Annotated in this window: 12 protein-coding genes; 5 read left to right on the top strand and 7 right to left on the bottom strand. The window is 56.0% G+C overall.

The window, feature by feature from the left end; genetic code table 11:
• Positions 1 to 201 precede the first annotated feature (201 nt).
• Entirely contained in the window at positions 202 to 1,965 is a 1,764-nt protein-coding gene (gene ggt / locus KGP26_RS06230) for a gamma-glutamyltransferase (protein ID WP_223665161.1), read from the top strand.
• Positions 1,966 to 2,011: 46 nt separating this feature from the next.
• Here the strand turns inward: ggt and malZ are convergent, their stop codons facing one another.
• Positions 2,012 to 3,835: a maltodextrin glucosidase gene (gene malZ, locus KGP26_RS06225; RefSeq protein WP_223665160.1), complete on the bottom strand. Its 1,824-nt coding sequence runs from the start codon at positions 3,833 to 3,835 to the stop codon at positions 2,012 to 2,014.
• Between the two features lie 238 nt (positions 3,836 to 4,073).
• Here malZ and KGP26_RS06220 point away from each other — a divergent pair, with 238 nt between their 5' ends.
• Together KGP26_RS06220 and KGP26_RS06215 are read left to right on the top strand one after the other, a co-directional pair.
• Positions 4,074 to 5,339, top strand: a complete 1,266-nt coding sequence (locus KGP26_RS06220; protein ID WP_021805510.1) for a mechanosensitive ion channel family protein — start codon at positions 4,074 to 4,076, stop codon at positions 5,337 to 5,339.
• Positions 5,340 to 5,472: 133 nt separating this feature from the next.
• Entirely contained in the window at positions 5,473 to 5,736 is a 264-nt protein-coding gene (locus KGP26_RS06215; protein ID WP_094981211.1) for a hypothetical protein, read from the top strand.
• An 88-nt stretch (positions 5,737 to 5,824) separates the two neighbouring features.
• Here KGP26_RS06215 and proY read toward each other — a convergent pair whose 3' ends face one another.
• The 6 genes from proY to phoB all read right to left on the bottom strand — a co-directional run bounded on the left by proY (position 5,825) and on the right by phoB (position 13,394).
• Positions 5,825 to 7,228 carry a proline-specific permease ProY gene (gene proY, locus KGP26_RS06210; protein ID WP_021805512.1) on the bottom strand — a complete coding sequence of 468 codons (1,404 nt, stop codon included), beginning with the start codon at positions 7,226 to 7,228 and terminating at the stop codon, positions 5,825 to 5,827.
• 73 nt (positions 7,229 to 7,301) lie between these two features.
• Positions 7,302 to 8,621 (bottom strand): branched-chain amino acid transport system II carrier protein, encoded by a 1,320-nt coding sequence (gene brnQ, locus KGP26_RS06205; protein ID WP_037375329.1) that lies wholly within the window; start codon positions 8,619 to 8,621, stop codon positions 7,302 to 7,304.
• A 498-nt stretch (positions 8,622 to 9,119) separates the two neighbouring features.
• Positions 9,120 to 10,223 (bottom strand): cobalamin-independent methionine synthase II family protein, encoded by a 1,104-nt coding sequence (locus KGP26_RS06200; protein ID WP_223665159.1) that lies wholly within the window; start codon positions 10,221 to 10,223, stop codon positions 9,120 to 9,122.
• A gap of 188 nt (positions 10,224 to 10,411) precedes the next feature.
• The gene (locus KGP26_RS06195; protein ID WP_218519784.1) at positions 10,412 to 11,350 is read right to left on the bottom strand and encodes a PstS family phosphate ABC transporter substrate-binding protein; all 939 of its coding nucleotides are present in this window, start codon (positions 11,348 to 11,350) and stop codon (positions 10,412 to 10,414) included.
• 13 nt (positions 11,351 to 11,363) lie between these two features.
• A complete protein-coding gene (gene phoR / locus KGP26_RS06190; protein ID WP_223537590.1) occupies positions 11,364 to 12,680 on the bottom strand; it encodes a phosphate regulon sensor histidine kinase PhoR in 1,317 nt (438 codons plus the stop codon).
• Positions 12,681 to 12,704: 24 nt separating this feature from the next.
• Positions 12,705 to 13,394 carry a phosphate response regulator transcription factor PhoB gene (gene phoB / locus KGP26_RS06185; RefSeq protein WP_021180214.1) on the bottom strand — a complete coding sequence of 230 codons (690 nt, stop codon included), beginning with the start codon at positions 13,392 to 13,394 and terminating at the stop codon, positions 12,705 to 12,707.
• A gap of 224 nt (positions 13,395 to 13,618) precedes the next feature.
• On the opposite strand from phoB, the gene sbcD reads away from it, so the two are divergent.
• Positions 13,619 to 14,848 (top strand): exonuclease subunit SbcD, encoded by a 1,230-nt coding sequence (gene sbcD, locus KGP26_RS06180; protein WP_223665158.1) that lies wholly within the window; start codon positions 13,619 to 13,621, stop codon positions 14,846 to 14,848.
• Complete coding sequence (gene sbcC, locus KGP26_RS06175; RefSeq protein ID WP_223665157.1) at positions 14,845 to 18,096, top strand: exonuclease subunit SbcC; 3,252 nt, start codon at positions 14,845 to 14,847, stop codon at positions 18,094 to 18,096. Before sbcD ends, sbcC begins: the two co-directional genes overlap by 4 nt.
• Positions 18,097 to 18,284 lie beyond the last annotated feature (188 nt).

Below are 18,284 nucleotides of genomic sequence, written 5' to 3'. Positions count from 1 at the left end.
TCAGCCCTGCTGGCCGGTTTTTTTTATGCCCAAAATCGGTGCAACCGCCCCCCTCCTGTGCAATATTCCCCTGTTTCGCTTCACATTTTTCACTCTGCCGACCGCCGCATCGCCTATTCGTAGCTACTCTTCATAGGTTGGCCTGCGCTTTGCAGCACCTGCGGGACAAATAATAAAACAGGGATCAACACAGGAGTCGTTATGTTTTTACAAAAATGGAGTCAACCGCTGACCTTGGCAGCCTTGCTGGTCAGCAGCCAACTGTATGCCGCATCAACCCCGGCGGTGGAAGCGCAAAATGGCATGGTGGTCACCTCGCAGCATCTGGCCTCACAGGTCGGCGTCGATATTCTCAAGATGGGGGGCAACGCGGTGGATGCGGCGATCGCGGTCGGCTATGCCCAGGCGGTGGTTAACCCCTGCTGCGGCAATATCGGCGGCGGCGGTTTCATGACCCTGCACCTGGCCGATGGCACCGATACCTTTATCAACTTCCGTGAAACCGCTCCGGCGGCGGCCAGTGCCGATATGTATCTGGATGCGCAAGGCAAGGTGAAAAAAGACGCCAGCCTGTACGGTTATCTGGCCGCTGGCGTGCCGGGAACGGTGCTGGGGATGGAGACCGCACGTAAAAAGTACGGCAAGCTGAGCCGCGAACAGGTGATGGAACCGGCTATCAGGCTGGCCCGTGAGGGCTTTATCCTGACGCGGGCCGATACCGATATTCTCGACACCACCGTCGCACGCTTCAAACAAGACCCGGAGTCGGCCAAAATCTTCCTGCGTAAAGACGGTTCTGCGCTACAACCGGGCGATCGCCTGGTGCAAACCGACTTGGCTAACACGCTGGAAGCCATCGCCAAAGAAGGCCCCTCCGCATTCTATCAGGGCAAAATCCCGCAGGCGGTTGAAGCCGCCGCCAAACAGGGGGGAGGCATCCTCACCGCCGCCGACTTCGCCAACTACCAAGTGACCGAGGCTACGCCGATCACCTGTAGCTATCGCGGTTATAAATTCGTCTCTGCACCACCACCTAGCTCCGGTGGCGTCACGCTGTGCGAGATCCTCAATATCGTTGAGGGCTACGATCTGAAAAGCATGGGCTTTAACTCGGCTGCGACGATCCATACCATGACCGAGGCGATGCGCCATGCCTATATGGATCGCAATACTTATCTCGGCGACCCCGAGTTTATCAAGAATCCGATCGATCGGCTGGTGAGCAAAAGCTACGCCGATGAGATCCGTAAGAAAATCGTCGCCAATCAGGCTACGCCTTCTGTCAATGTACAACCGGGGATGGAGCCGCACGAAAAGCCGGAAACCACCCACTATTCGATTGTCGATCATGAAGGGAATGCGGTGTCGACCACCTATACCGTCAACGGCCGTTTTGGTGCCGTGGTGATCGCACCGGGTACCGGCTTCTTCCTCAACGATGAGATGGATGACTTTACCGTCAAGGTTGGCGAGAAAAACCTCTATGGTTTAGTGCAGGGAACGGCCAACGCCATCGCCCCCGGTAAGCGCCCACTATCCTCCATGAGCCCTACGCTGGTAACCAAAGACAATAAAATCTTTATGGTACTCGGTTCGCCAGGCGGTTCACGCATCATTACCATCACGCTGCAGACCGCGCTGAACGTGATCGATCATGGCATGGCGCCGCAGGAAGCGGTGGATGCGCCAAGGATCCATCATCAATGGTTGCCGGATGAGGTCTATTACGAGCAGCGCGGTGTCTCTGCCGATACGCTAAAAATCCTCAAAGAGATGGGCTACAAGATGGTTGAGCAAACCCCTTGGGGCGCTGCGGAGCTGATTCTGGTGGGATTACCGGGTGCAGCGGGTGTCACCCCGGCCAACTCGGGTAACGACTCTGCCGTTTCTGGACGCGTACGTGAGGGCTACCTGTACGGAGCCAACGACGTACGCCGCCCGGCAGGATCTGCAGTGGGATACTGACGGATCGGGTTTACCCGCCAATTGGCGGGTAAACCTTTAGCCAACTTTAACCACGTAGCCGCCACACGCTGGCCGACTCGGCCGCTAACTGCAACCGCAGGCCACCTTCCTGTGCAATAAGTTCACCTTCCCCTTCCACAAGCTGCCATTTCCCCTCTCGCAACAGCGGGCTATAAGGCAGTTCGACTTCTCCGCTATCATTTCGCTGCAACGCCACCAGCACCTGCTCCCGCTGGTAAGTACGCACAAACACCAGCGTCTCACCCTGCGCATACAGCACCTGGCAGCCGCCACGGCGTAACGCCTTGCTCTGCTTACGCAGTGCCGTCAGGCGGCTGAACAAGGCCAACAGCGGCCGATCCCATTGGCTTTCATCCCAAGGGAACGTCTTGCGGCAGAAGGGATCGTTGCCGCCATCCAGACCAATCTCATCACCGTAATACAGACAAGGCACGCCAATCCACGCCAGCAGCCACACCGCCGCCATCTGCATCCGGCGCGGATTGTTATCCAGCAAGGTCAAGAAACGCGCCGTGTCATGGCTATCCAACTGATTGAACTGGATCAGTTGGCGGTTATGGGGCAATCCGGCCCGGTAACCGTCCATCCAGTGCGCACAGTCTGCCGCATCCAGCAGTACCGGATGATAAGCCACGTCGACACCGGCCAGAAACGCCCTAACCGGCAAGGCAAAGCCCATATAGTTCATGGCAGCGTCTTCAACTCCGGCATGCAGCCAGCGGCGCGCGTCGCCAAAATGTTCGCCTAGCACATAGGCATCCGGGTTCTCTTGCTTGATTGCCTGATACATTCCGGCCAGGTGATGGAGGTTTCCCGCTGCACCGCCGTTTTCCCCCAGCATATGCACCACGTCCAAGCGCCAGCCGTCGATGCTGTACGGTGGGCGTAACCAATGGCGTACCACGCTGTTGTCCGCCCGATAAATAGTATCGACCACCTGCGGTTCGGCAAAGTTGAGCTTGGGCAGATTGGTATTACCCTTCCAGCTCAGCACGTTACCGTCCGGATAGAAGTTGAACCAGCTACGATACGGGGAATCGGGATGATGGCATGCACCACCCTCTGCCTGTTGATAACGATCGAACCACGGATGGGAGTCTCCGGTATGGTTGAATACGCCGTCCAGCACCAGTTTCATTCCCACCTTGTGAGTGCTTACTCGCAAACGCAGCAAGGCGTCGTTACCGCCGAAGTAGGGATCGACCTGATAGTAATCTTCGGTATCGTACTTATGGACGCTGGGTGAGGTGAATATCGGGTTCAGATACAGGGCGGTGACGCCAAGCCGCTGCAAGTAGGGCAGCTTCTCGCTGATGCCGTCCAGATCGCCACCGTAAAAGGTCGAGGCAGCATGTTCATCTGCCAACGGGTGTTGCCAGTCACGACGTATCACGTCACTTCCGGCAGCATGATGGTGATAACTGCCATTCTGGATACCATGCTCCCCACCGCTGCTGGCAAAGCGATCGGGGAAGATCTGATAAAACACCTGATCGGCTACCCAACCTGGGCTGCTATCTGGCTCATCCACGGCAAACTGAGCCAGTTGCCCCGGCGGGGTCAGCGACCAGCCCTGCGGGCCAAACCACTGCTGACGATCGGCCCATAGCAGTTTAAAACAGTAGCGCCGTACCGGCTCCCCTTCGTGCAGCGTCAGGCTGGCCTGATAGCGCCAGAGCCCGTCTACCGCCTTCGGCTTCATGATCAACAGCCACTCTTCATTGTCCGGCTCGACGCGTAGAAAGACCTGTTCGGGCAACTCGTCACTTTGTAACCACAAAGCGATCTCCAGACGCTGCCCCTTATTCACCATGAAAGGTGGAACCGGCTGATGCCAGGCATTTAGCATGAATTTTCTCCTGATGTAGCAAACCCAATCGACGACGAATGCAATGCCACGCACCATGCCACGTTGAGCACCGTTCTCCCTCATCTTTGAGTGATAAACTCGGGGATGAGCCGAGGGGTGGAGATGCTGATTTACAATGTAAAAGTGGGTAAACAGACACATATCATGCCCGATAACCTTTAGGCTAACGGGTTTTAGATTTATTGGATGTTTTTTAAGTACTTTGGAGGGAGCTAGCATGCAACAACAAATAAGGCACTGGTTGGAAAGTATTGGGCTGGAATTCACCGACATGATGTCACTGGCGATGGTGCTTGGGCTGATTGCACTGATTTCCGTGGTGATCCATCTGGTACTGCACCGCGTGGTACTGACCGCTATCCAGCGCCGTGGCCAGCATTCACAGCATCTCTGGCAGCAGGCCATCACCCAGCATAAACTCTTCCAGCGCGCCGCCCTGCTGCTGCAAGGGGTGATCATCAACGTGCAGGCGGTACTGTGGCTGCATAATGGCAGCCAGACTCAGGCAATTATCGTTACTGCGGCGCAGGTGTGGATCCTGTTATTCTCACTGCTGACGTTGTTCTCACTGCTCGACACGCTGTTGGCTCTGATGCGCCAAAGCCAGCTTGCCAATCAGCTCCCGCTGCGTGGCATCTTCCAGGGCGTGAAACTGGTCGCCGCGATCTTTATTGGCATCATGATCATCTCACTGCTGATGGGCCGCTCACCGCTGCTGTTACTCAGCGGTTTGGGGGCCATGACGGCCGTCTTGATGTTGGTGTTTAAAGATCCCATTCTCGGCCTGGTCGCCGGGATCCAGCTTTCCGCCAACGATATGTTGAAAATCGGCGATTGGCTGGAGATGCCTAAATACGGTGCCGATGGCGCGGTGACCGACATCGGCTTGACCACGGTCAAGGTCAGAAACTGGGACAACACCGTCACCACCATTCCCACCTACGCACTGATCTCTGATTCGTTCAAGAACTGGCGTTCAATGTCTGAATCCGGTGGCCGCCGCATCAAGCGCAGCATCAATATCGACACCACCAGCGTCCACTTCCTGACGTCAGAGGAGCAGGAACGCCTCAACCGTAACCCCCTGTTGCAACGCTATCTGAACGATAAAACCCAGGAGCTGGGTAAGTACAATCAACAGAGCGAGGTGGATCTCAGTTCGCCGCTCAACGGCCGCCGCCTGACTAATGTCGGTACTTTGCGTGCCTATTTGGTGGCTTATTTACGTTCGCACCCGGGGATCCACCAGAATATGACGCTGATGGTGCGCCAATTGGCCCCAACGCCGGAAGGGTTACCGCTGGAGATTTACGCCTTTACCAACACCACTGTGTGGGCAGAGTACGAAGGAATTCAATCGGATATCTTCGATCATCTGCTGGCGGTGATCGGCGAATTCGATCTGCGCATCCATCAGACACCAAGCAGCAACGACATGCGCAGCATGCTGGCAAACCTGCAGCCCGCGCCCAACAATTCCTAACGTAGCCTGACGAAATTATTTCTGTTGGTAATTATCTTCAACCGATTGCCAACAGATATCTCCCCTGACTTTCTTTCTGCCGCCGAATGGCTATTAATACTCACACGCCATTTTACCGTTCGGAGCAGGCATCTTGTTAACATCGTCAAAACACCGTCTGATCACCCTATTGGCCACGCTGATGTTTGCTGGCTACCTGCACAGCGCCACGCTGGATGAAAGCCAGATGAGCCGCACATTGCAACCGGCGCTCAGTGCCTTGAGCAGCAATATGATGGATATTCGTGAAGCACTGGCGCGCTGTGTCAGAGAAGGGAAGGAAGAACGGTTATGCGAAAGCAATCTGGTGATGGAGGCCAGGGCCACCGGAGGGGACGATCCCGAGGAACACAGTTAAAAAAACACCGGTTCAAGGCCGGTGTCCGCTTGCTGACAAAGTCGCAATATAAGGGCGCAGCATGCTGCGCCCCCTAAATGAGTCTCGTTCAGTCCTGCTGCGTCAGCACGACCTGCTTTTTCTGGCGGTTCACCTTGATGTAGTAGCCCAGCAGCAGCACCGCGACCCATACCAGCCCGGCATACAGGGAAATACGCGTCGTTGGGAAGTAACCGATCAGGCCGATGATAAACACCAGGAAGATGATGGCAACCACCGAGGTGAATACCCCACCGCGCAGTGGGAACGCCAGCTTGCTAACCTGATCCTTGCTCAAGCTGCGGCGGAAAGCGATCTGCGAGAACAGGATCATGATCCACACCCACACGGTGGCAAAGGTCGCCAGTGAGGCAATCACCAGGAACACGCTTTCCGGCATGATGTAGTTGAGATACACGGCGATCAGCATGGCCGCCATCATCACCACTACAGTCACCCACGGAATACCGCGTTTGGAGATTTTGCTGAATACCTGCGGGGCATGCCCCTGCTCCGCCAACCCATGCATCATACGGCCAACGCCGAATACATCGCTGTTAATCGCCGACAATGAAGCGGTGATCACTACGAAGTTAAGAATACCAGCCGCAATGGTGATCCCCATATGCTGGAAGGTCAGCACAAACGGGCTACCGTTGGTCCCCACCTGGTTCCACGGATAGATGGACATGATGACGAACAGCGTCCCGACGTAGAACACCAGGATACGCCAAGGCACCGAGTTGATGGCTTTAGGGATCGACACTTTAGGATCTTTGGCTTCACCGGCGGTAATGCCAATGATTTCAATCCCACCGTAGGCGAACATCACCAGCTGTAGCGACAGGATCATGCCAATAAAGCCGTTACTGAAGAAGCCGCCGTTGACCCACAGGTTATGTATCCCGGTCGGTTGCCCTCCGTTGCCGATGCCCCAGAAGATGATGCCGATACCGGCGACGATCATGATGATAATGGTCGCCACCTTGAAGAACGAGAACCAAAACTCCAGCTCACCGAACACCTTCACGCTCATCAGGTTGATGGCACCGATGATCAGCACCACGCTCAACACCCAGATCCAATGCGGCACTTCCGGGAACCAGACGCCCATGTAGATGCCGAAGGCCGTCACGTCGGCAATGGCAACGATCAAGATCTCAAAGCAATAGGTCCAACCGGTAATATAACCCGCCATTGGGCCGAGATAATCCTGGGCATAGCGCGAGAACGAGCTGGCCTGCGGATTATTCACTGACATTTCGCCCAGTGCGCGCATGATGATAAAGGCAATGATACCGCCGATCAGGTAAGCCAGCAGGACGCTGGGGCCAGCCATTCTGATGGCCTCTGCGGAGCCGTAAAACAGACCGGTACCAATGGCCGAACCCAGGGCCATAAAACGAATGTGGCGCGTGCTGAGGCCACGCTTGAGCTTATTGGCTGGAGCTGCGGTGGGTGACTGTTGTTGCATGAAAATGACCCGTCTTTATTTAAACGTAAAAAAGCCACGGACAAGTCCGTGGCCTAAAATTCAGACCGTAGGTTTAAGGGTGAGCAGTCACTTGGCTGCGTGCAAAAACCCGATCATAAATCGCGACCAGTACCAGCATCAGCAGCGAAGGTGGCAACCATGCCAGCCCCTGCGCCGCCAGCGGCAGGTGATTGGTCCATTCTGGCATCAAATGCTGGAAGTTGGACGCTTTCACCGCATCAAGGATACCAAACAACAGGCTGACTAACATCACCGGCGCAACAATACGTGATGCACTGGTCCACCAACGCAGGGTGAAACTCAGCAGCACCAGCACGATGCAAGGTGGATAGATCGCGGTCAGCACCGGGATCGAAATCTGGATCAGGTGGCTCAGGCCGAGGTTGGAAACCACCATCGAGAACAGGCCGAGAATGAATACCAGCGTCTTGTATGAGAACGGCAGGTATTGCTCAAAGAACTCCGCACAGGCACAGGTCAGGCCCACCGCGGTCACCATACAGGCGATGAAGATCAGCGCCGCCAGGAAGAAGCTGCCCAGGCCGCCGAAGGTATTTTGCACGTAGGCATGCAGCACTACCGCACCATTGGTGGCATCTGGCGTCAGCACGCCGCTGCCGGAGCCCAGTTTGAACAGGCTCAGGTAGACCAGCGTCAGGCCCACACCGGCGATCAAACCGGCCAGGATGGTATAACGGGTCAGCAGACCAGCGTCCTTCACCCCACGAGAACGTGCGGCGTTAACGATAACGATACCGAACACCATGGCGCCCAGCGTATCCATCGTCAGATAGCCGTTAACAAAACCGGAAGAGAACGGCACGGTTTGGTAGGCATCCACCGCCGGGATCGGCGTCCCAGCAGGCCACAACACTGCGGCAATACCCAGCACGGCCAATGCCACAATCTTCAGCGGAGCCAGAATATGGCCCACGGTGTCAAGCAAGCGGCCTGGATAGAGGGAGATGCCAATCACCAGTGCGAAATAGACCAGGCTGTAGATAAACAGCGGCATGGCACCGTCACCGGTCAACGGCGCAATACCCACTTCAAAGGAAACGGTCGCGGTGCGCGGGGTGGCAAACAGCGGGCCAACGGCAAGGTAGCACACCGTTGCCAGCAGCAGACCAGCGCTACGGCCAATCGGTGAGCTTAGTGCATCAACGCCGCCGCCAACGCGAGCCAAGGCAATCACGGTGAGAACCGGTAGACCCACGGCGGTGATCAGGAAACCAATTGCCGCAGTCCAGACGTGTTCGCCAGACTGCAAACCCACCATCGGCGGGAAGATGATGTTCCCGGCTCCGACGAATAAGGCAAAGGTCATAAAACCCAAAGCCAGAATATCTTTTGACGCTAAACGATGACTCATAATCTGTTGTGCTGCCTGTTGAAATAAAAAATTGCCGATAAGCATGGTGGCAAAAGTGCCCCACTTCGGTTCGGTTGCCGGCCTGCTCTCTCATCGTAATACTCATGGGCAACAGACAGCGCGCAATAGCGGCGTCTGACCTTGATAAAGGCGAATACGCATGATGACGAGCAGATTTTTAGACGTTTTTTCCCGTGCTGAATTCCAGGCCGCAATCACCGCGGAATGCTGAGGAAAATGGAGGTTTAGTCCGGCAATAGGGGGATAGTTAAACGTTTATAGTGCCAAAAGGCAATACGCAGGACAGAAAGCAGAGTGATCGTCCAGATAATATTGCTCATCCAGTCGAACATAGGGGTTATCAATAAATATGCACTACATGATTTGTATTATTTTTGAGCACATCACTCACGAAATGTGAAACAAATGGTTACATAGTGCGTGAAAACACCAATAACCAGACACTAAACGCGTGTCATGTGCTCATTTTACTGGCGTTTACCAGACCGACGCTGCGATATTGACCACGCTACGCAGCTTATCCCACTGCTGCTGCTCACTCAGGCTGTTGCCCTCTTCGGTAGAGGCAAAGCCACACTGCGTGCTCAAGCATAGCTGTTTGATATCGACGAACTGCGTTGCTTCCTTGATACGTTGTTGCACCACCGCCGGATCTTCCAGCTCACCGGTCTTGGTGGTGATCAACCCTAGTACCACCTGCTGTTTGCCCGGCCTGATAAAACGCAGTGGCTCAAAACCGCCAGATCGTTCGTTATCATATTCCAGGAAGAAGGCATCAATATTGACCTGGCCAAACAGGATTTCCGCTACTGGCTCGTAACCGCCTTCCGAGATCCAGGTGGAACGGAAGTTACCACGACAAACGTGCAGACCAATGGTCAAATCATCCGGTTTTCCGGCAATGGCTTTATTCAGCACCTCTGCGTAGGTTCGGGCCAATTGCTCAGGATCTTCACCCCGCTCACGGATCTGGCGCTTCTGATCGTCGGAGCACAGATAGGCCCAGACAGTATCGTCAAGCTGCAGGTAGCGGCAGCCAGCTTCGTAAAAGGCTTTGATCGCATCGCGGTAGGTTTGTGCCAGATCGTCAAAGTAGCTATCCAGATCCGGATAAACCAGCGGGTCGATCGCCTTACGGCCACCACGGAAATGCAGCACGCTCGGGCTCGGGATGGTCATCTTCGGTACAGCATCACCGGCTACGCTTTTCAGAAAACGGAAATCCTCCAGCATCGGATGGTTGCTAAAACCCAGTTTGCCGGTCACCTTGATGCTGCGGGCTTTGGTTTGCACGCCGTTAAACTGAATGCCCTGCTCCACGTCGTAGCCTTCTACACCATCAAGCCCTTCAAGGAAGTCGAAGTGCCACCAGGCGCGACGGAACTCGCCATCTGTCACGACCTGTAAGCCTATCTCTTGCTGTTTGCCAACAATATGGCGGATTTGCTCGTTTTCTACTGCGCGCAACTGAGCCGCATCGATCTCACCATTCTGGAACTGCTGACGGGCCGTTTTCAACGCCGCAGGGCGCAACAGGCTACCGACAACGTCGGCGTGAAAGGCATGGCTGGCTTTGGACATGTTCTGCTCCGATGATGCACTGAGGGCTTACCGCCGTCAGTTCCAATCATTGACAAGTTGAATTATTACGCCGGGTTACAAATGGACATCCAGACGTCTACACTGCTTGAGTGCATCCTTTCATGTCACCGGTCACCCGGCAATGGAGAAATTTTCATTGGTGTTGAATTAAATTCAAGTTGGCCGGACTACTCCAACCCCAATAGAGCGCGGGTTTTGCGCAGCGTATCTGGCGGCAACGGCAGATAGCCGTCGTGATTTACCAGATCCTGTCCCTGCGCAGACAGTACACGGTCGAGGAATGCCGCCGTCAGGGGCTCCAGCGGCTGGTTGGGAGCTTTGTTGATGTAGATATACAGATAGCGCGCCAACGGATAGCTACCGTTACGCACGTTGGTTTCGCTAGGTTCAATATAACGGTCACCCGTTTCTGCCAGGGGCAACAGCCGCACCCCGCTGGCACGAAAACCAATGCTGGCATAGCCAATGCCGTTTAACGATCCGGCCACCGCCTGCACCACCGAGGCCGACCCCGGCAGTTCATTCACCCGCGCCATAAAATCACCACCGCATAACGCACGCAGCTTGAAATACCCATAGGTACCCGAGGCGGAGTTGCGGCCAAAACGTTGCAAGGCACGCTGCTGCCAGCCGCCCTGCAGCCCCAGCTCTCCCCAGCGATTAATCGGCGTGTTTTCCCCGCAGCGGCGGGTAGCGGAAAAGATTTGATCCAGCTGTTGCAGATTCAACCCACGTAACGGATTGTCCTGATGCACCAGCACCACCAGCGCATCAACCGCGACCGGCACCGCCAGCGGAGCATAGCCATAGCGGTGCTCAAATGCCGACACCTCCGCCGCCTTCATTGGCCTGCTCATTGGCCCAAGCTGCGCCGCTCCTGCCGCCAATGCGGTGGGTGCCGTCGAGGAACCGGCAGCCTGCAGTTGCAGGTTCACGTTGGGATAGTGTCGGCTGAAATCCTGCCCCCACAGCGCCATCAGGTTGGCCAAGGTGTCGGAACCTACGCTAGACAGGTTACCGGAAAGCATGCCGTCCGGAGCAGCCACGGCCCCGCGGCCAACCGACAGCAGCAGGCAAAGCAGCAAAGCTTGGGTAAATCGATTCATGGCGGGCTACCTGTTAATTTTTCACCGCATTCTCTGCTAAAGACGCGGGAACAATCAACCGGTTAGGCAAGGTAAAGATAAAACGGGTGCCGATGCCTGGCTCGCTGAGGATCTCCAGCCGTGAATCATGATGGCTGAGCGCATGCTTCACGATCGCCAACCCGAGCCCACTGCCGCCGGTCTGGCGCGAACGTGCTTTATCCACGCGATAGAAACGCTCGGTCAGGCGTGGGATATGCTCGGCACCGATGCCCGGCCCGTTATCGCTGACCTGGAACTGAGCCCCGTGCGGCGTCTGCTGCCAGCTCACTTCGATGTTGGTACCCGCCGGAGTATGGTTGACAGCGTTGTACACCAGATTGGAAACCGCGCTGCGCAGCTGATCCTCATTACCGAACACCTGCAGATTTTCATTCACCCGGAAATTGATCTGGTGATTACCACTGCTGAGCGACTGCGCCTCACGCTGCAATACCCGCAGCATTAACGGAATATCAACCTTCTCGTTCATATCCACGTTTGGCGCGGCCTCTATCCTGGAAAGCGTGAGCAACTGCTTTACCAACCCATCCATGCGTTTGGTCTGCTCTTGCATGGTGCCCAAGGCTTTGCCACGCAGCGAACCATCCAGCTCTTCATCGCTCATCATCTCCAGATAGCCTTGCAGCACCGTTAGCGGCGTACGCAGCTCATGACTGACGTTGGCAAAGAAGTTGCGTCTGGCCCCCTCCAGTTGACGCATCTGGGTCACATCACGGGCCACCATTAGCAATTGGCCTTCGGAGTACGGCATGATACGGAATTCGACAAAGTGCTCGTTATTCAGCTGTAGCGTCAGCGGCCGGGTAAATTCTTGCTGTTGCAGATAATGACTGAATTCCGGATAGCGCAGCAGGTTGAGAATGTGTTGGCCGTTATCTTCCGGCCAGCGAAAGCCCAGCAGATGCTGTGCCAGGCCGTTACACCAGAAGATATTGCCCTCAACGGTGGTCATCACCACCGCATCCGGTAAGGATTCGGCCCCACTACGGAAGCGTTTGATCAACAGCGCCAGCTCACGGCGGCGGCGACGGTTACGCTGCTGCATCTGGTACAGGCCATAGAACAACGGCTCCCAGCTCCAGCGGCCCGGCGGCGGCGTCATGCTGCGGTCCACCCACAGCCAGTGGGAAAGTTTGAGTTGGTTATAGAAGTTCCAGGCCAGCGCAGCCAGCACCGAAACCAACAGCAGCCAGGGCAGATAACCGAAAATCAGCCCCAGCAATAAGGCGGGCAGGCAAAAAAGGGCCAGCTCCAGCGCCAGCCTCTTCCACGATAAACGTTCTAGCACGGTAACCTCTCCAGCGCAGTGCGATCAGTAGCGCGTTGAGAACCGATAACCGGTGCCGCGAACGGTTTGAACCATCTTGTCATGACCACTGGTCTCCAGCGCCTTACGCAGCCGGCGGATATGCACATCAACGGTGCGGTCTTCCACATAAACGTTAGTGCCCCAGACGTGATTAAGCAACTGTTCGCGGCTATAAACACGCTCCGGATGAGTCATAAAGAAGTGCAGCAGCTTGAACTCGGTCGGCCCCATCTCCAGCGCCTGCTCATTGGCCATCACCCGGTGTGAGGAAGGATCCAGGCTTAGCCCCTGCATTTCAATCACTTCTTCTACTGCCATTGGTGAAATACGGCGCATTACCGCCTTGATACGTGCCACCAGCTCCTTGGGGGAGAAAGGTTTGGTGATGTAATCATCCGCCCCAACTTCCAGGCCACGTACCCGATCTTCTTCTTCACCGCGCGCGGTCAGCATCATTACCGGGATATCCCGGGTCATCGCCTCACGCTTCATATGCTTGATAAACTGAATGCCGGAACCTCCCGGTAACATCCAGTCCAGTAACACCAAATCAGGGAACGGCTCAGACAGGCGCGTGACGGCACTGTCATAATCCTCGGCTTCCAACGGTTGGTAACCATTCTGTTCCAACACAAAGCACACCATCTCACGGATCGGCGCTTCGTCTTCCACCACCAGTATGCGTCTTGCCATCGTCAATCCTGCCAATGTGTTAGCGATCTCAGTTGATTGCGGTCGCCATTATGCGTCAGTTTTGTGACACTTTTATGAAAAAATAGCCCGTTCGAACGCAGTAAGCATAGCGATTATTTCTGACGGCAAACAAAAATCATTCGGCTCTCTACTTGATTGAGCCACGACAGGAGAGATCCCCCCCTTTATAATCGTCGCCATTATGTTGTCGCCCTGGGAGTTTTATGCGCCTGATCCATACCTCCGACTGGCATTTGGGCCAGTACTTTTTCACCAAAAGCCGCGCCGCCGAGCATCAGGCCTTTTTAGGTTGGCTGATCGAACAGGTGGAACAGCAGCGGGTGGACGCGCTGATCGTCGCAGGCGATTTGTTCGATACCGGCTCTCCGCCAAGCTACGCACGCGAGCTGTACAACCGCTTTGTGGTGGAGCTGCAACGCACCGGCTGCCAGCTGGTGGTGCTGGGCGGCAACCACGACTCCGTAGCCACGCTGAATGAATCGCGTGAGCTGCTTTCCTGCCTGAACACCACCGTGATTGCCAACGCGCAAAGCGAGCTTGAGCAGCAAATTGTGGTGCTCAACCAGCTTGATGGCCAACCTGGTGCGGTGCTCTGCGCCATTCCGTTCCTGCGCCCACGAGATCTGCTCACCAGCCGCGCCGGTGAGTCTGGCAACCAAAAGCAGCAGGCCCTGCAAGAAGCCATCGCCGAACATTACCAAAACCTGTATCAGGCAGCTTGTGCGCGCCGCGATGCGTTGGGTTTGCCACTGCCGATCGTCGCCACTGGCCATTTAACCACCGTGGGCGTCACCACCTCGGATTCGGTGCGGGATATCTATATCGGCACGCTGGACGCTTTCCCGGCTCAAGCGTTCCCTCCTGCCGATTACATTGCGTTGGGGCATATCCATCGTGCGCAGAACGTCGCCAAATCCGAGCATATCCGTTACAGCGGCTCGCCAATCCCACTGAGCTTTGACGAGTTAGGCAAAGCCAAAAGCGTGTTTATGGTCGATTTTGCCGACGGAGCATTGCAACAGATCACGCCACTGGAGATCCCCACCTTCCAGCCCATGCAGCTGATCAAAGGTGATTTGCAGCAAATCGAGGCCCAATTACAGCAGTTTGCCGATTATCAGGGCGAACTTCCGGTTTGGCTGGATATCGAAGTGGCCACCCAGGATTACCTCAGCGATATTCAGCGCCGCATCCAACAGTTGGCGGAAGATTTACCGGTTGAAGTGGTGCTGCTGCGACGCAGTAAAGAGCAACGTAGCCAGACCATTGCTCAGCAGGATAAAGAAACCTTGAATGAATTAAGCGTGGGCGAAGTCTTCGAGCGCCGGTTGGCGTTGGAAGCCGAGATGGCCGAACCGCGCCAACAACAGATGCGGCAGATGTTCCAGCAGGTGGTAGAAACCTTGCATCACCATGAGGAGCCATCAGCATGAAGATCCTGAGCCTAAGGCTGAAAAACCTGAACTCGCTACAGGGCGAGTGGAAAATCGACTTCACGGCGGAACCCTTCGCCAGCAACGGCCTGTTTGCCATTACCGGCCCCACCGGAGCGGGTAAAACCACCCTGCTGGACGCCATCTGCCTGGCCCTCTATCACCAGACACCACGCCTGGAAGTCAGTGCCAGCCAGAATGAATTGATGACCCGCCACACCGCCGAATCGCTGGCCGAAGTGGAGTTTGAGGTCAAAGGCATCGGCTATCGCGCCTTCTGGAGCCAACGCCGGGCGAAAAACGATCCGGACGGCAACCTGCAGGCACCCAAGGTGGAGCTGGCACTGCGGGCAGACGGCAAAATCCTGGCGGATAAAATTTCCGATAAAAAAGAGCTGATTGCCGCGATCACCGGGCTGGATTTTGGCCGCTTCACCAAATCGATGATGCTGTCGCAGGGCCAGTTCGCCGCCTTCCTGAACGCCAAGGCCAACGAACGTGCCGAACTGTTGGAAGAACTGACCGGCACCGAGATTTATGGACGGCTATCGGCACAGGTATTCGAACAGCACAAACAGGCGAAAAGCGATCTGGACGCTTTGCACCACCGTGCCAGTGGGATTGAACTGCTTAATGATGAGCAGCGCCAGGCGTTGGAAAACCAGCTCAACGAGCTCGGCGCTGAAGAGCAACTTCTCAGCCAACAATCACAGCGGCAACAACATCAGTTGAGCTGGCTGCAACGCTGGCACGCCATCCAGCAACAGACTCAGGATTATCAGCAACAGCTGTCTGGCGTGCAGCAGGAGTATCAACTGGCCGAACCGCAGTTGCAGCAATTAGCTCGCAGTGAGCCCGCCGAGAAACTGCGCCCGTTGCTCAATGAGCGTAATCGTTGTCAGCAGGATCGTTTGGCGTTACAGCAACAGATCGAACAGTTGGCTCAGCAGCAAGAGCGTCAATTGGCCGAACTGACCCCGTTACAACAGCAGTTGGAGCAGGCGCAAAAGGCCAGACAGGCCCAGGCGGAACATCAGCAACAGCAGCAGACGCTGATGGATGACAAGGTGTTGCCGCTCGATCATCAGATTGCTCAGTTACAAAACCAACTGGCAGAAGCGCATAAACAGCATGCAGAGAGCCAGCGGCAGAGCGATGAGCTGCGGCGCACGCTGGAACAACTCACCGAAAGACGCGGCCAACTGGCTACCCTGGCGGGTCAATATCAGACCAGACAGCTTGAACTCACGGCAGCGCTGGATAGCCAACTCCAGCAGCAAGCCACGTTAGAGGCGCAATCCCCACTGGAGAAACTGCGTCACCGCCAGGCCGAACTGAGTGGCTTGCGCCCGGCTCGCCAGCAGTTGTCGAAACTGACCTTACTATTCCAGCAGAACCAGCAGCGCCTTGAGCAACAGCGGCTCGAATTCACTTCGCGCCAAAAACAGCTGACCGAAGTAGAAACCCAGCTCGATGCGGTGCGCCAGCAGTATAAACAGCAAAAAGCGCACCTGACAGACGTTGAGAAGACACTCGAACTGGAAAAACGCATCGTCAGTCTGGAAGCCGAACGGGCGCGTCTGCAAACCGATGCCCCCTGCCCGCTGTGCGGCTCCACGCACCATCCGGCGATCGAGCAATATCAGGCTGTCAAACCGTCAGAAACGGAGCAGCGCGTCGCTCAATTGCGCGCCCAAACCGAAGAGCTGCACACTAAAGGAACAGAGCTGCGTGCACGCAGTGAAAGCCTGAAAGAGCAGCAGCAACGCTTGCAAACGCAGTTGAACCAGGAACTCGAGCAGCAGGAAAGCTATCTGCAAAACTGGCAAACCCTCAGCGCGCCCTTGGCCTTCGACTTTACGCTGCAAGACAGCGCCCGGTTAACCGCCTGGCTGGAGGCTTGCGATAGTGAGGAACAGGCCGGTCAGCAACTGCTGTTGCAACACGAACGGCTCGCCAAGGCCGTGCAGCTTGCGAAGGATGCCCTGAATGCCCTGCAAAACGAACAGCAGAGTTCGCAACAGGAAGCGGCACGGTTGAATGAGCGCTTTGAGCTGCTGCAGAAAAACCAGCAGGAAACTCAACGCCAATTGGCGCAGTGGCAACAGCAGTGCCTGACGAATGAAACTCAGCTGCTGGCACAGCGTAACGAACGCATCGCGCTGTTTGGTAAGCGAACGGTGGCTGAAGCCCGTGAGCAGTTACGCACGGCACAAATCGCCGCAGAGCACGCCTTGCAGCAGGCCACGGAGCAATTGCACAAAGCGCAGGAGCAGCGCGATCTCCTGTCTGGCCAGTGGGTCGGTTTGCAGCAACAGCAACAACAGCAAGCCGAACGGGGGCAACAGGCCGAGCAGCAATGGCTGCAGGCCTTGGCCAGCAGCACCTTCGACGATGAGGCCGCATTCAACGCCGCGCTGCTGGAGGACGACGTACGCCAGCGCTTACAGCAGCACAAAGAGCAGTTGCAGGAGCGTCAGGTGCGGGCCACAACGCTGTTGGCGCAGGCCGTACAAGCTCTGGAACAGCACCGTCTGGAACGCCCTGCGGATCTGGATGAAAACCAGGTCAATATTGAGCAACTCACCACCGCGCTCAGCGAACTGGCAGAGCGGCTGAAAACATTACAGCTGCGCCAGGGCGAGGTACGTAACCAACTGAGCAGCGATGCCGAGCGCCGCCTGAATCAACAGTCCCTGTTCGAACAGATCGCCCAAAGCCAGCAGCAGTACGACGACTGGAGCCTGCTCAACCAGCTTATCGGTTCCAAAGAGGGCGACAAGTTCCGCAAGTTCGCTCAGGGCCTGACCCTGGATCATCTGGTGTACCTGGCCAACAACCAGCTTGGCCGCCTGCACGGGCGCTATCTGTTGCAGCGCAAAACCAGTGATGCGCTGGAGCTACAGGTAGTAGATACCTGGCAGGCAGATGCTCTGCGCGATACCCGAACCCTTTCCGGTGGTGAAAGCTTCCTGGTGAGTCTGGCGCTAGCGCTGGCCTTGTCCGATCTGGTCAGCCACAAGACCAGCATCGATTCGCTGTTCCTGGATGAGGGCTTCGGCACGCTGGATGCCGAGACGCTGGATACCGCGCTAGACGCCTTGGACAGCCTTAACGCGACTGGCAAAACCATCGGCGTGATCAGCCACGTTGAGGCAATGAAGGAGCGCATCCCGGTGCAGATTAAGGTGAAAAAGGTCAATGGCCTGGGGGTCAGCCGACTGGACGCGCAGTTTCGCATCGAATGACTGCTACTGAGGTTTACGTCAAGAGGTAACTACGGCCAGAAGTGTGATCGTGGCGACAGTACAGGCTGAAAAGCATTGAGCCCGCGCCGACAACGGTTATCATGATAATGATTACAGGATTGTCACTGTGCATACAGGCAAAACCTGACCTCCGGGATCGCTCCTGGGCGTCGGGTTTTTTCGTTTTC

This window comes from Serratia sp. JSRIV002 (assembly GCF_019968725.1).
In the GTDB taxonomy this organism is placed as follows: Bacteria; Pseudomonadota; Gammaproteobacteria; order Enterobacterales; family Enterobacteriaceae; genus Chania; species Chania fonticola_B.
This window is presented reverse-complemented; position numbering and strand designations above follow the sequence as displayed.

Coding starts and splice junctions, on each gene's coding strand:
- KGP26_RS06200 (WP_223665159.1), bottom strand. CDS start 10,223: ATGTCCAAAGCCAGCCATGCCTTTCACGCCGACGTTGTCGGTAGCCTG.
- KGP26_RS06220 (WP_021805510.1), top strand. CDS start 4,074: ATGCAACAACAAATAAGGCACTGGTTGGAAAGTATTGGGCTGGAATTC.
- sbcC (WP_223665157.1), top strand. CDS start 14,845: ATGAAGATCCTGAGCCTAAGGCTGAAAAACCTGAACTCGCTACAGGGC.
- proY (WP_021805512.1), bottom strand. CDS start 7,228: ATGCAACAACAGTCACCCACCGCAGCTCCAGCCAATAAGCTCAAGCGT.
- brnQ (WP_037375329.1), bottom strand. CDS start 8,621: ATGAGTCATCGTTTAGCGTCAAAAGATATTCTGGCTTTGGGTTTTATG.
- malZ (WP_223665160.1), bottom strand. CDS start 3,835: ATGCTAAATGCCTGGCATCAGCCGGTTCCACCTTTCATGGTGAATAAG.
- sbcD (WP_223665158.1), top strand. CDS start 13,619: ATGCGCCTGATCCATACCTCCGACTGGCATTTGGGCCAGTACTTTTTC.
- phoB (WP_021180214.1), bottom strand. CDS start 13,394: ATGGCAAGACGCATACTGGTGGTGGAAGACGAAGCGCCGATCCGTGAG.
- ggt (WP_223665161.1), top strand. CDS start 202: ATGTTTTTACAAAAATGGAGTCAACCGCTGACCTTGGCAGCCTTGCTG.
- KGP26_RS06195 (WP_218519784.1), bottom strand. CDS start 11,350: ATGAATCGATTTACCCAAGCTTTGCTGCTTTGCCTGCTGCTGTCGGTT.